At 64.1% G+C, this 13075-nt stretch carries 12 protein-coding genes and 1 pseudogene; 8 read left to right on the top strand and 5 right to left on the bottom strand.

Going from position 1 to position 13075, the window contains the following annotated elements; all coding sequences use genetic code 11:
* Positions 1–5: 5 nt before the first annotated feature.
* Complete coding sequence (gene speB / locus Sa4125_RS04985; protein ID WP_224004306.1) at positions 6–1079, top strand: agmatinase; 1074 nt, start codon at positions 6–8, stop codon at positions 1077–1079.
* A 102-nt stretch (positions 1080–1181) separates the two neighbouring features.
* Here speB and Sa4125_RS04980 read toward each other — a convergent pair whose 3' ends face one another.
* A complete protein-coding gene (locus Sa4125_RS04980; RefSeq protein ID WP_224004304.1) occupies positions 1182–1847 on the bottom strand; it encodes a TetR/AcrR family transcriptional regulator in 666 nt (221 codons plus the stop codon).
* A 102-nt stretch (positions 1848–1949) separates the two neighbouring features.
* Between Sa4125_RS04980 and Sa4125_RS04975 the strand changes: the two genes are divergently transcribed.
* The 6 genes from Sa4125_RS04975 to Sa4125_RS04950 all read left to right on the top strand — a co-directional run bounded on the left by Sa4125_RS04975 (position 1950) and on the right by Sa4125_RS04950 (position 8033).
* Positions 1950–3332: a cytochrome P450 gene (locus Sa4125_RS04975; protein ID WP_224004301.1), complete on the top strand. Its 1383-nt coding sequence runs from the start codon at positions 1950–1952 to the stop codon at positions 3330–3332.
* A gap of 261 nt (positions 3333–3593) precedes the next feature.
* Entirely contained in the window at positions 3594–4253 is a 660-nt protein-coding gene (locus Sa4125_RS04970) for a CDP-alcohol phosphatidyltransferase family protein (RefSeq protein ID WP_224004299.1), read from the top strand.
* A gap of 10 nt (positions 4254–4263) precedes the next feature.
* Positions 4264–4887 carry a lysophospholipid acyltransferase family protein gene (locus Sa4125_RS04965; protein WP_224004297.1) on the top strand — a complete coding sequence of 208 codons (624 nt, stop codon included), beginning with the start codon at positions 4264–4266 and terminating at the stop codon, positions 4885–4887.
* A gap of 57 nt (positions 4888–4944) precedes the next feature.
* On the top strand, positions 4945–5871 hold the full coding sequence (locus tag Sa4125_RS04960; RefSeq protein WP_224007544.1) for a phosphatidate cytidylyltransferase: 927 nt from the start codon (positions 4945–4947) through the stop codon (positions 5869–5871).
* Between the two features lie 216 nt (positions 5872–6087).
* A complete protein-coding gene (locus Sa4125_RS04955; protein ID WP_224007542.1) occupies positions 6088–7686 on the top strand; it encodes a peptide chain release factor 3 in 1599 nt (532 codons plus the stop codon).
* A gap of 11 nt (positions 7687–7697) precedes the next feature.
* Entirely contained in the window at positions 7698–8033 is a 336-nt protein-coding gene (locus Sa4125_RS04950) for a hypothetical protein (RefSeq protein WP_224004295.1), read from the top strand.
* Positions 8034–8178: 145 nt separating this feature from the next.
* On the opposite strand, the gene Sa4125_RS04945 is transcribed toward Sa4125_RS04950, so the two are convergent.
* Together Sa4125_RS04945 and Sa4125_RS04940 are read right to left on the bottom strand one after the other, a co-directional pair.
* Positions 8179–9576: an IS5 family transposase gene (locus tag Sa4125_RS04945; protein ID WP_224004293.1), complete on the bottom strand. Its 1398-nt coding sequence runs from the start codon at positions 9574–9576 to the stop codon at positions 8179–8181.
* Between the two features lie 285 nt (positions 9577–9861).
* Positions 9862–10875 carry a calcium-binding protein gene (locus Sa4125_RS04940; RefSeq protein ID WP_224004290.1) on the bottom strand — a complete coding sequence of 338 codons (1014 nt, stop codon included), beginning with the start codon at positions 10873–10875 and terminating at the stop codon, positions 9862–9864.
* 186 nt (positions 10876–11061) lie between these two features.
* Here Sa4125_RS04940 and Sa4125_RS04935 point away from each other — a divergent pair.
* Positions 11062–11964 (top strand): annotated as a pseudogene (locus tag Sa4125_RS04935) (IS1595 family transposase); the annotation flags it as partial.
* Positions 11965–12460: 496 nt separating this feature from the next.
* On the opposite strand, the gene Sa4125_RS04930 reads toward Sa4125_RS04935, so the two are convergent.
* Entirely contained in the window at positions 12461–12628 is a 168-nt protein-coding gene (locus Sa4125_RS04930; RefSeq protein WP_224004287.1) for a hypothetical protein, read from the bottom strand.
* A 206-nt stretch (positions 12629–12834) separates the two neighbouring features.
* The gene (locus tag Sa4125_RS04925) at positions 12835–12996 is read right to left on the bottom strand and encodes a hypothetical protein (RefSeq protein ID WP_224004284.1); all 162 of its coding nucleotides are present in this window, start codon (positions 12994–12996) and stop codon (positions 12835–12837) included.
* Positions 12997–13075: the final 79 nt, after the last annotated feature.

Raw genomic sequence — 13075 nt, 5'->3', positions numbered from 1 at the left:
GCGCCATGGACGACCCAAAGCTCGCCGCCCTCAGGGCGCGCTATTCCGGCAGCAACGAGGCGGTGATCCACGACCGGCATTTTGCCGCCGTCGCCGGCAGGATGATCAACGAGAGCGGCACCCGCGTCGCGCCCTTCGCCGGCATGCCGACGCTGCTCGACGCGCCGCACAGGCCGGTCGCGTGGCCCTCGCCGGATCTTTCCGGCCTCGACGTCGCGCTTCTCGGCGTGCCGATGGATCTCGCCGTCTCCAACCGCAATGGCAGCCGTTTTGGCCCGCGTGCCCTGCGCACGATCGAGCGCATCGGCCCCTACAACCATGTCCTGAAGACCATGCCGGGCGCCGAGCTGCGCCTTGCCGACATCGGCGACGTCCCCTTCCGCAGCCGATACGACCTCGCCGGCTCGCATGCGGACATCGAGCAGACGATCGCCGCGATCATGGCCGCCGGCGTCATCCCGCTCTCCGTCGGCGGCGACCACTCGATCTCGCTGCCGATCCTGCGCGCCCTCGGCCGCGACCGGCCCGTCGGCATGATCCACATCGACGCTCATTGCGACACCGGCGGCCCCTTCGACGGCACGAAATTCCACCATGGCGGCCCGTTCCGCCAGGCCGTTCTCGACGGCGTGCTCGACCCCGAGCGCACCATCCAGATCGGCATCCGCGGCTCCTCGGAATATCTCTGGGAGTTCTCGAAAGACTCCGGCATGACGGTGATCCACGCCGAGGAAATGCCCGCCATGGGCCTTCCCGCCGTCATCGCAAAGGCCCGCCGCGTCGTCGGCGACGGCCCGGTCTACGTCTCCTTCGACATCGACAGCCTCGACCCGGCCTTCGCCCCCGGCACCGGCACGCCCGAAATCGGCGGCCTCACCACCCGCGAAGCTCAGGCGCTCCTGCGCGGCCTTGCCGGCATCGACATCGTCGGCGGCGACCTCGTCGAAGTCGCCCCGCAATACGACGCGACGACCAACACGGCGCACGCCGGCGCGCAGATGCTGTTCGAGATTCTGAGCCTCGTGCCGTTCGCGCCGCGGTTTGCGGGGAGAGGTGGGGTGATCGCGGAGAGCCGGTGAGGGCGATTGGCTGAAACGTGGCAGAGGGAACTGGCCTTTTGGCCAGGTTCGACCCAACGCGGTCGTTCTTCAGAGTTGTTCCGGAAGCAGACTAAGGCGGACCTATCGTCTCGCTGACAGGGGAAAGAGGCCGTCCCGCGCAGACGGGCTGACGTATGGCAGGAACAGGTGGGAGACCTGGTTCAGTCCCCAGTCCAGATGCCTGGCATCCAGTTCGTCGATGCCCTCCTGTAGGTTGAGGTAGACCGCCCAGTAGGTCGAGACGATCCAGACGTTGGCGAGCAGCGGATCAACGTCGTCGGCGGAAACCACGATAATCCCGTCCGCGATCATGCGCCGCACAAGCAAGTCGACGACATCCCGCATACGCGCGCTCATCTCTCTGATCGGGGCGGCCAGCGCCGGCATCGTCCCGGCCAGCGCGAGAAGGTCGCGGAATAGGAAGCGGTAAGTCCATACCAGCCGAAACCAGTCGCTGAGGAGGTCGCCGTAGCTTCCTGCCTCACTCGATCGGTCACCCAGAGCCTGGACGGCAAAGGCCTCCGCGTCGCCCTCGAACCGGGCGAAGAGGGCAAGGACGAGGCTCTCCTTCGTGCGGAAGTGATAGTAGAGATTGCCCTCGTTGATCCCGACCGTCCGGGCAATCTCAGCCGTCGTGACCCGATCCGGTCCCCGCCCGTTGAAGAGTTCGAGCGTCGCGTCGAGCACTCGACCGCGCGTTCCGCCGCGCGGTCGAGACCCGTTCGGCTCGGATTTCCCCGTCGTCATCCGCCATCACTCCACTTCCTAAGGTGTTGACCTTATTTCCGCCGAATTAAGGTAACTACCTTATGTCTCATGTTCGAGCCTCGCTTGCAAACAGGGACCACAATGTCATCGACCGCGCTTTATCGACGCCACCTTCCCTTCCTCGGCCCGCTGGAGGCTGCTTCAAAAACAGTGCGCACCCTATCGGCCATCATCCGGAACCCGCTGGAAGCCCTTCCCCCGGAAATCTACCGTGAGCCATTCGTCATCTCGCAGATTGCCGGGAAACCGCGGATTTATCTTGCAGATCCGGTCCTCGTCCATGAGGCGCTGGTCAAGAGCGCCGATGCCCTCGACAAGGGCGAAGACGTGCGGCGCGCCCTCGGGCCCGCCCTCGGAAAGGGCCTGCTGACGGCTGACGGGGCTCACTGGAAATGGCAGCGTCAGTCCGTCGCGCAGGCGTTCCGGCACGACAAGCTGCTGGCGCTTCAGCCGGCGATGATCGCGGCGGCCGAGGCGACAGGAGCCCGTTGGAGGTCGCAGGGTCCGGGAGCCGTCGACATCGCACACGAGATGATGCGCACGACCTTCGACATCATTGTGGAGACCATGATGTCGGGTGGCGCAGGCATCGACGTGGCAAGAGTCGAGCAGGGCATCACCGATTATCTGAAGCCGAGCGGATGGACGTTCGCCCTCAGCATCATGGGCGCCCCCGACTGTATCCCCTACCCTGGTCAGCAGAAGGCAAACGCAGCGGTCACGTTCCTGCGCTCCAGCTTGCAAGCCGTCATCGCCGAACGGCGCGGCGGCGACAGCCAGAGACAGGACCTTGTTGCCATGCTGCTTGCGGCAGCGGATCCGGAAACAGGCCGGACAATGACCGAAGGGGAGATCATCGACAACCTGATGACCTTCATCACGGCAGGACACGAGACCACGGCACTCGGGCTGGCGTGGACCCTCCATCTCCTGTCGTGCCACCCGGCCATCGAGGCGAGGGTTCTTGATGAGATCGCCACCGTGACGCAAGGCCAGCCGATCGCGTCGGACCACATCGCCAAGCTGGCCTTCACGCGCCAGGTGTTCTCCGAGGCCATGCGCCTCTATCCCCCGGCACCCATCATCACTCGCACGGCGATACGCGAGTTCGTCGTCGGTGATCAGGCGATCGCCAAGGGGACAGTTGTCTATGTCCCGATCCATGCGGTGCACCACCACTCCACCCTATGGGACAACCCGGAAGCATTCGACCCTGATCGCTTCGCACCGGAGGCCAGCAAGGCCCGGCACCGCTACGCCTACATGCCGTTCGGTGCCGGACCACGCGTCTGCATCGGCAACGCCTTCGCGGTGATGGAGGCGGTCGCCGTGCTGGCGGTGCTTCTCCCGGCGTTCAGGGTTGCCGCCGCATCGGCGACTCCTCCTCAGCCGATCATGAGGGTCACGCTGCGTCCGAAACAGAGCCTTCTGATGAAGGTCGAGGAACGGCGTGTTCCCGGATAGGGCGGGTGAGACCCTGACCTTTTCAGGCAGCGCCAGTCGGCAGGGAATCTCGTATTGTAACGACGCGAGCTCCCGGCATGTCTGCTTCTTCCCAACCCGACGGAAAGCCGGCTGACGGCTCAGCACCCATCACGGACCAACAACTCCGCTCTTAGGTACAAGAGGTTTCGGAGCAGTGCCGCCCTGATGCAACCGTGTTTCCGATATCGACAAATCGCCCATGCCAACCGTAAGGTCCCCTGGGATGCGGGGAATGGCACCATGATCGACATCGACGGGCCGGCAAACGCTGCCGCGCCGGCAGGCGACCGCCGGCCCTTGGCCTCGCGCCAATCGCGCTGGGCGGCTGCGACGCTGCGGATGCTTCTGCGCACGCCCGTCACCGCCAACCAGATCTCCGTCATCGGCATCGTCTTCGCCCTCGTCGGCGCTGCATCGCTCGTCACTGCCCCGCGCTGGCCGGCGCTGTTCGTCGTCGCCGCGCTCTGCATCCAGCTGCGGCTCATCTGCAACCTGATGGACGGGCTCGTGGCCGTCGAGGGTGGGCGCGGGTCGGCGACGGGGGCGCTCTACAACGAGGTGCCGGACCGGCTGGAGGATTCGGTGCTGCTGATCGGCTTCGGCACTGCCGCGGGGCTCCCTTGGCTCGGCTTCACCGCGGCGATCCTCGCCGTCTTCACCGCGTATGTGCGCGCCGTCGGCGCCTCGCACGGGTTTGCCCAGGATTTTCGCGGGCCGATGGCCAAGCCGCAGCGCATGGCGGCGCTGACCATCGGCTGCGGGCTGGGGCTCGTGGAAATCCTCGTCAACGGCACGCTCTATTCGCTGCAAGTCGTGCTGGCCGTCGTGGTGCTCGGCGCGGCGATCACCGGCGTCCGGCGTCTCGGCCGGATCGCGAGCCTCATGAAGCGCCGGCCATGAGGACGCGGCGATGATGCAGCGCTCGCTGCTCCGGGCGGGCCTCACCGCCCTCACCCGCTTCGTCATCGGCGGCCATGCGCGCTGGACGGGCTGCGCGCCGACGCTGGCGCAGCGCATCTATTTCGCCAATCATGGCAGCCATCTCGACACGATCGTGCTCTGGGCCGCCCTGCCGCCGCGCCTGCGCGCCGAGACGCATCCCGTTGCCGCCGCCGACTACTGGGGCAAGACGGCGCTGCGCCGCCACATCGCGCTGACCCTCCTCAACTGCGTCCTCATCGACCGCAAGCGCGCGGCTCCCGATGCCGACCCGCTGGCGCCGGTCGTCGGCGTCCTCAGTGAGGGGCAGTCGATCATCATCTTTCCCGAAGGCACCCGCGGCGACGAGCCGCTGCCCGGGCCCTTCAAGGCCGGACTCTACCATCTCGGCCTCGCCTTCCCCCAGGTCGAGCTCGTGCCGGTCTATCTCGACAACCTCTCGCGCGCCTTCCCGAAGGGCGCCTATCTGCCGGCGCCGATCAGCTGCAATGTGCGCTTCGGCGCGCCGATCCGGATCGAGGCGGACGAGGACAAGGCGGTTTTTCTCGAACGCGCGCGGGGCGCCGTCGCCGCCCTCGCGGGGCCTGCCGCATGAGCGTTTCGACCGATATGCGCATGCCGGGCAGACGGAGGGCATCCCGTGGATAGGACCATGCTGATCCTCTTCGGCGGCGTCGTCGCGATCCTCCTCGCCGGCTCGATCACCGGCGCCGTCCTGAAGCGGCGCGTGACAAGCGAGAGCGGGCGGGCGACCGTCGACAATCTCAACGCCCGCACCAAGGCCTGGTGGGGCATGGTGGCGATCTTCGCGCTGGCCTTCGCCTTCGGCAAGCCGGTGACGATCGTCCTCTTCGCGCTGACCTCCTTCTACTGCCTGCGCGAGTTCGTCACCCTCACGCCGACGCGGCCAGCCGACCACCGCGCCGTCGCCGTCGCCTTCTACCTCTTCATCCCGCTGCAATACTGGCTGGTCTATATCGACTGGATCTCGCTGTTCTCGATGGCGATCCCGGTCTACGCCTTCCTCCTCCTGCCGGTCCTTTCCGTGCTGCGCGGCGAGACGCAGAATTTCCTGCAGCGCACGGCGAAGATCCAGTGGGCATTGATGCTGACGGTCTACTGCATCAGCCACGCCCCGGCGCTGCTGATGCTGCGCATCCCCGGCTTCGAGGGGCAGAACTTTCTCCTCCTGTTCTTCCTTATCACCGTGGTCCAGCTCTCCGACGTCCTGCAATACGTCTTCGGAAAACTCTTCGGGAAGACGAAGGTCGCGCCCATCGTCAGCCCGTCGAAGACCTGGGAGGGCCTCGTCGGCGGCGGCCTCTCGGCCACGCTGATCGGCGCGGCGCTGTTCTGGATCACGCCCTTCTCGCCGCTGCAGGCAGGCGGCATGGCGCTGGCCATCGTCGTCGCCGGCTTCTGCGGCGGCCTTGTCCTCTCGGCGATCAAGCGCTCGATGGGCGCCAAGGACTGGGGCACGATGATCGAGGGCCATGGCGGCGCGCTCGACCGGATGGACTCGGTCAGCTACGCCGCGCCGATCTTCTTCCACCTGACGAACTATTTTTTCACGCCCTAGGGCTGTCGCCCGCTTGCGCTGCCCTCAAGGAAAACCCTGCCGCCTGTTGCGCTTCGCCGCCATGTTCCCGATAAGGGGGCCGCCCGCGGGGGCTGCCGATCGTCGGCCGCCCTTCCCCGCAGCAGCGCCCCTCGCGGAGGCCGCCAGCGGACCGGCAGCGAACAAACGGAAACGACCATGGACACGCGCCCCGAGACTGCAGCCCCGTCCGGCGAGATGGACCGGATCGACGACGGCCTGTTCGACATCGATTCCGGCCATACCCGCCGGCGCACCTTCGCGATCATCTCGCATCCCGACGCCGGCAAGACGACGCTGACGGAAAAGCTCCTGTTCGAGAGCGGCGCGATCCGCCTCGCCGGCCAGGTGAAGGAGCGCGGCGAGCGCCGGCGCACCCGTTCGGACTGGATGGACATCGAGCAGAAGCGCGGCATCTCCATCACCTCCTCGGTGATGACCTTCGAATATGACGGCCTGGTCCTCAACCTCCTCGACACGCCCGGCCATGCCGACTTTTCCGAGGATACCTACCGCACGCTGACCGCGGTCGATTCGGCGATCATGGTGATCGACGCGGCCAAGGGCATCGAGGCGCAGACGCGAAAACTGTTCGAGGTCTGCCGTCTCCGCGACATCCCGATCATCACCTTCGTCAACAAGATCGACCGCGAGGGGCGCGACCCCCTGGAGATCCTCGACGAGATCATGTCGGCGCTGGCGCTGGACGTCGCGCCGATCACCTGGCCGATGGGCATGGGCACGGATTTCCGCGGCATCGTCACGCTGAACGAGGACGGGCCGGTGACGCTGACGCGCAACACCAAGGCGCGCTCGGAGCATCCGGGTCTGCAGGCCTTCATCGACGATGCGGGCCTGCGCGCCGATCCCGTCTTCGGCCCGTCGATCGAGGGGCTCGAGATCGCCCGCATGTCGCTGCCGGCCTTCGACCTCGACTCCTATCGCGAGGGCCATATGACGCCGGTCATCTTCGGCTCGGCGATGCGCGAGGTCGGCGTGCGCGATCTCCTGGAGGCGATCTGCCGCTTCGCCCCCTCGCCGCTGCCGCAGCCGGCGCTGCCGGCACCGATCGCCCCGGCCATGCCGGAGGTCACCGGCTTCGTGCTGAAGGTCCAGGCCAACATGGACCCCAACCACCGCGACCGCATCGCCTTCGTGCGTCTCACCTCCGGCGTTTTCAAGCGCGGGATGAAGCTCCGCAACGTGCGCACCGCCAAGGACATGAAGGTGACGAGCCCGATGTTCTTCTTCGCCCGGGACCGGGCGATCGCCGACGAGGCGGTGGCCGGCGACATCGTCGGCATCCCCAATCACGGCACACTGTCGGTCGGCGACACGCTGACGGAGGGGTCCAGCTACACGGTCACCGGCATTCCGAGCTTTGCGCCCGAGCTCATCCGCCGCGTGCGCCTGCCCGATTCGATGAAGACCAAGCAGCTCGCCAAGGCGCTGAACGATCTGGCCGAGGAAGGCGTCGTGCAGGTCTTCCGGCCGGTGATCGGCGCGGCCTGGCTCGTCGGCGTCGTCGGGGCGCTGCAGCTCGAAGTGCTGGTCTCGCGCCTCCAGAGCGAATACGGTGTCGAGGTGGCGCTGGAAATGTCGGCCTTCGATACCGCCCGCTGGGTCGACGCCGAGGATCCCGCCGAGCTCGACCGCTTCGTCAAGGCCAACCAGGGCGACCTCGCCAAGGACCGCGGCGACCGTCCGGTGTTTCTGGCGCGCAATTCCTGGGAGCTCTCCTACGCGCAGAAGAACTATCCGAATGTGGTGTTCTCGACGACGAAGGAGCGGGCTTAAACGGAGGGTAAATGACGCTGGTTCGCAACGAGCAGACGAAGCTGACGGCTCAGGCATTCGACCGGGCGTCGACCGCGTGCCTGACCGTCGGCGTCATCGCGCCTGTTGCAGCCACGTTCTACAATGTGGGCAACAGTAGCGTCGGCCTTTCAACGCTCGTCATCGGCACATCGATTTGGCTTGGCGCGGCGATTGCACTACATTGGAGTGCGAGACGGTTGCTGAGGACTGGTCCCATGACACCGACCGAGCTGTTTGCCTTCGTTATCCTGCCGATCTCGATTGCCTCGGCTGCATGGGCCTATGTTCTGATTTCGGAGCGAGTTCAGCGACGCAGGAACCGGTAGCGACCGGCTGCCATCAGTTCGACGCTACGATCGTAGCCCCAGTTGTACCCTCAGCGCCGTTTCGATCGCTGTCATGTCGGTATCGGTCAGGAGTCCAAGCCGGGACCTCAATCGCAGCTTGGACGCGGTCGCCCGTGAAGTTTGACTACCCATTCATCTGAGCATCATCGTGGGCGATGCCCGTTTGCAATCGCAATCGGGGTTTTTCTTTATCCGCGGCGGGTATGGCGGGGCCGATGAAGAGCGTCTGGATGAAGGCACGCCAAATGGCTGCGAACCAGCGCAGGAGAAGGTGGAAGTTGTAGCCGGCGGCGGCGAGGACGGCGTTGCTCCGGTCGCCTTCGGTGCCTTTGAGGGGGTTGCGGTCCATTCGATGGTCGGCCTTGAGATGGCCGATGACGGGCTCGACGGCGGCGCGGCGCTGCATCTCGCGCTTGATCGCCCTTGTGGTGTGGCGGACCTGGCCGGTGACGAAGATGCGCAGGCGGTTGGGGTGATTGTGGCCGCGATAGCCGCGGTCGACATGGATGCGCTTGACCTCGACGCCGGTGATGCTCTCCATCTCGGCGACGACAGGGCCGAGGGTGTGGCCGTCGAACGGATTGCCGTGCAGGGCCTTGGCATGGAGGACGAACTGGCCGCCCCTGGGCTTGGTGGCCGGGGTGGCGACGGAGACCTTGCAGCCGAACTCGTAGGGCTTGTGCGCCTTGCCCTTGCCGATGCATTCGACCTCGGGCGCATGCAGCGAATAGACCTTCGGCCCGCGCTGGCGGTGCTTCTGGTGCAGGAGCCGCATCGACAGCGACAAGAGCCCGGCGAAGCGCTCTTCCAGGCCGGCGTTTCCGGCGGTTTTGCGGCGGATGTCGCGCATCAGGCGGCCGAGCCGTGTGCGCAGGAATTTGAGCTGCCGGTTGGCCCGCTTGAACTGCTTGGCATGACGATAGCGCCCGACCATGATCGCCGCCCGCTTGGCAAGCCGGACATAGCTCTGGCGCAGGGCAAGGCCGTTCTTTCGGGCCAGCGCCCCCAGCTTGACGATCGCCCGGTGCAGCAGCCTGGCATCGGTCGGATGGGCGATCGCCTTTTCCTGCACGGTCGTGTCGACGACGACGCGCTCGAGATCCTTGCCCTCGATCGCCCCGCTGCGGTGGGCGACCGACAGGCTCTCCTGCAAGAGTGCCGAAAGCCGCTCCTCGCCGAGCCGCTGACGCCAGTGCGTCAGCGACGAGCGATCAAAGCTCAGCCTGTGGCGGAAGGTCTCCTCGCCGCAGAAGAACTGGAAGTACGGGTTTTCCACCCAGCGCGCGCACAGCGCCTCGTCGGACAAAGAGTGCATGTGCTTGAGGATCAAAAGCCCTGCCATCAGCCGGACCGGCAGCGGCGGCTGGCCGACGCCGGCATGATGCACCGCGCCAAAGCGCCTCTCGACAAAGGACCAGTCGATCTCCTGGGCAAGCCGCACCAGCGGGTGCCCCATGTCGATGATCTCGCACAGCGCCGGCAGGAACAGGTCCCGATGACGCCCATCCCGCGGTTTGGACATCGTCCCTGCCTCCGCTGATCGCCTGGAGAATCGGACCATGAACCGCCGAAAAAGGGAATCCGAAATCGCAAGAAATCCAGGCTCAAACCCCAGCTTTCTTGCAAAATCGGATACTTGCCGAATACGAAAAACCGTGGGGGGATCAAACAGTCAGAGATCGTTCACGGACGACTAAATACATCATATCTATAAGCGGCAAGGCATCGGGCGAAAATATATTTCGCCCGATGCCTTTAATGTGCGAAATCTATTTTCACCCCGATGCACTTAAGTTGTGCTCTTCGTCTAGAACAGAATGAAGTCGGACGCATCGATATTGGCTGCGCTGAAGTTGGCGAGCACGATGATATCGCCGTTGCCAGCATTGATGAAGGTGTTCGCACCCTGCTGGCTTGTCCCGGCCTGAACATCGGCAAAGGTCGCAAAGACACCGCGCGAGATGACCAGGCGATCGACGCCATTCGTGAAGTCGTAGATGGCGTCCTGTTGGAACCCGGTCGTGTCGAAGAGGAAGGAGTCGGCACCGGCGCCGCCCATCATGTAGTCGTAGCCGGATTCGGCCTTCAGCGTATCGCTGCCGTCGTCACCCTGGAGATAGTCGTTGCCCGTACCCCCGTACATGACATCGTCGCCACCATTGCCGAGAAGGACGTCGTCGCCATGGCCTCCGTCGATCGCGTCGTTCCCGCCGACGCCGGGATTGCCGTCGTCGCCATAGATGGTGTCGTTGCCTTCCTCGCCGGAGAGAACGTCGTTGTTCAGCCCGCCCGTGACGGCGTCATTGCCATCTCCAGCCTTGATGGTGTCGTTCCCTTCGTTGCCGGATATCTGGTCATTGCCCTCGCCACCCGTTGCCGCATCATTGCCGGCGCCGAGGACGAAGTAGTCGTTGCCGCGGCCACCATCGGCGAAATCGTTTCCTGAGCCACCAAAAATCGAGTCGTCGCCCTCGCCGCCAAGGAGAACGTCGTTGTCGGCCCCGCCGTCCAAGAGGTCGTTGCCACGCCCGCCATCGAGATAGTCGTCGCCAGCACCACCGCGCAGACCGCCGGTCGATGAGGTAAGATAAAAACCTCCAGCGTTGATGGTGACGCTGTTAGTGTCATTGCCATCGCCACCGTAAATGGTGTCATTACCACCGCCACCATCTAGTGAGTCTGAACCTTGCCCACCCTCAATGTAGTCAGATCCGGCCCCTCCAGAAATAACATCGTTGCCTTGTTCTCCATATAAAAAGTTAGAAGCCGAGCTTCCTGATACGAAAATCCAATCGTTGCCATTGCCTCCCCAGGCATCCATATAAAAATTGTTGTAAAGAAATAGAGTATCATTTCCATTTATTGCTTATCCCCTTCGCTCAGGCGGTAACCATACCTAGCGAAGCCGCGTGACGGCGGGGGCCCTGTCCCCTATCTCGTCTGGATGTCCGAGGCCCTGTTCCCCACGCGCTGGAAGAAAGACAAGCCGCCGTCGCTCGAGCGGTTTATGGCCACGTTCCCAGACGACTACGCTTGCGCCGACCACCTTGCCCGAAAGCGTTGGCCGAACGGGTTCCGGTGCCCGCATTGTGCCTCGCAGAAGGGATGGAAGTTGGAATCCCGCCCCTGGGTCTTCCAATGCTCAGGAAAGGGCGAGAACCCCGGCTGTCGCAAGCAGACTTCGGTAATCGCCAAGACGGTGATGCACGGCACGCACCTGCCGCTGCGCACATGGTTCATCGCGGCCTACCTCGTGGCAACCCACTCCAACTCGATCTCCGCCCTCCAGCTCCAGCCCAAGATCGGGGTCGGGTCGTACAAGACCGCCTGGCTACTGCTCCATAAGCTCCGACGCGCAATGGTCGACCCCGGTCGGTCGCCGCTCGAGGGCAAGGTCGAGATCGACGAAACGAGCTTTCCCCATCGCAAGAGGACGGAGAGCCCGGACGGCGGGCAGGGAAAAAGCACGGTCGGCAAGGTCTTCGTCATCGGTGCGGTCGAGCATCGCGATGGCAGGAAGTCCGGACGGCTGCGGCTCGCCAAGATCGCCGAGGACCGGCGCGAGTTCATGGTTCCCTTCGTGCTGGCGAACACGGCGAAGGGATGCACGATGGTCACCGACGGAAGCAGTTCCTACGTCGGCATTCCGGATCGCGGGCATATCTTGAAAAACCTGAGCAAGGACAATGCACCGCCTGGCCATATCGCCATGGAGCGCATCCACCGCGCCTTCTCCAATTTGAAACGCTGGTCGCTGGGCACGTTCCACGGCTTCCGGGAGAAGCACGTCGACGCTTACCTCAACGAGTTCGTATTCCGCTGGAACCGACGTCGCTCGTTCCAGACCACGATGGAGCGCATCCTCGGTATCGGCCAGGCGCTGCCACGCACCACCTACCGGGACATCGTGGGCGATACCTCGGAATGGCGAAGGCAGCATCAAGCCCAGATCTTCAAGATGACCTCTCCCCTTCGGATGAAGATGGCGAGGGAACTGGCACGCGAAATGCGCATCCCCATCATCGAGGCACTCGCGCAGATCCGCACCGAGACCGATAAGCGATACGAGCGTCGCCAACCGAAACGGCCAGCCCTTGCCCTGCGCCGGGAGGGTGATGCGCGCCTGTCCGGCCGTTATCGATATGTCGCCCGGCCAACAGTGGCCGCGATCGAGGCGCGCTATCCAAAAGTGGTGCCTGAGCCGAAAGTCGCGGCCCACTGACCGAGGCACGGGCTCGGGTTCCGACATCCAGCGACATGAATCCGAGCAGTTTCTGTGGACCGCAGGCCGGGAAGCGGATCTGTGCGCGACGCGCCGTCGCCGATGGTCTCTCCTACTCCAGCAGCTCGATCGATTCCCTTCCGCGGAGGCCTCCGGCCCCGCCATCGGCTAGCCTAGGCTTCAGCTATATCTGGTGGTCACCTGAGCAAAGGGGATAAGCAATTCCATTTCCTCCGTATGCTTCTAAATTTCCATTATTTCTTCCAATTGCATCATCACCGTTTCCACTATAGACTGTGAAATCTGCAAGATTAAAAAGATTGTTGGGGTCATCGTTACCGTAGAATGCCACAATTGTACTCCTTTATTGGTTTTGATTTGCTTGATATGATGATTGAACGGCAATTGTGATCGCCTTACATAAGGGAAGGTGGACCAGCCAAATAGGCTTGTCAACGTAACGCGTTTCAAGGCGCTTGGCGCCGAAGCCCGACCGTCAGACGAGCCTTGGCGGGTTTGATGGGGAGCAGTCCGACCCGCGGCAGGAGTGGGGAACGCTCATGCGATACCCCTCCGTCTCATCGCCCTGAGATCCTTCGCGAGAACGTCGATCATGTGATCGGCTTTCACCGCCGTTGCGGTGTTGACGCGAAGCTCGACCAGCATCCCTACAAGGGTCTTCGCCGGTGTGCGAATAATCTGCCGGGCGATGCGATCCACTTCAGATCGCGCCGCCGAGGCCGTTGAAGTCCAACTGCTGAAGAATGTATGGGCCGAAGATGTAATTACCCACCCCCGC

Origin of the sequence: Aureimonas sp. SA4125 (genome assembly GCF_019973775.1) — a bacterium.
Lineage (GTDB): Bacteria > Pseudomonadota > Alphaproteobacteria > Rhizobiales > Rhizobiaceae > Plantimonas.
This window is presented reverse-complemented; position numbering and strand designations above follow the sequence as displayed.

Bases quoted from the DNA above. Each gene is read 5' to 3' on its own strand.
- Sa4125_RS04950 (WP_224004295.1), top strand. From the start codon at position 7,698: ATGACGCTGGTTCGCAACGAGCAGACGAAGCTGACGGCTCAGGCATTC.
- Sa4125_RS04975 (WP_224004301.1), top strand. From the start codon at position 1,950: ATGTCATCGACCGCGCTTTATCGACGCCACCTTCCCTTCCTCGGCCCG.
- speB (WP_224004306.1), top strand. From the start codon at position 6: ATGGACGACCCAAAGCTCGCCGCCCTCAGGGCGCGCTATTCCGGCAGC.
- Sa4125_RS04980 (WP_224004304.1), bottom strand. From the start codon at position 1,847: ATGACGACGGGGAAATCCGAGCCGAACGGGTCTCGACCGCGCGGCGGA.
- Sa4125_RS04960 (WP_224007544.1), top strand. From the start codon at position 4,945: ATGCTGATCCTCTTCGGCGGCGTCGTCGCGATCCTCCTCGCCGGCTCG.
- Sa4125_RS04970 (WP_224004299.1), top strand. From the start codon at position 3,594: ATGATCGACATCGACGGGCCGGCAAACGCTGCCGCGCCGGCAGGCGAC.
- Sa4125_RS04965 (WP_224004297.1), top strand. From the start codon at position 4,264: ATGATGCAGCGCTCGCTGCTCCGGGCGGGCCTCACCGCCCTCACCCGC.
- Sa4125_RS04945 (WP_224004293.1), bottom strand. From the start codon at position 9,576: ATGTCCAAACCGCGGGATGGGCGTCATCGGGACCTGTTCCTGCCGGCG.
- Sa4125_RS04940 (WP_224004290.1), bottom strand. From the start codon at position 10,875: ATGGATGCCTGGGGAGGCAATGGCAACGATTGGATTTTCGTATCAGGA.
- Sa4125_RS04955 (WP_224007542.1), top strand. From the start codon at position 6,088: ATGGACCGGATCGACGACGGCCTGTTCGACATCGATTCCGGCCATACC.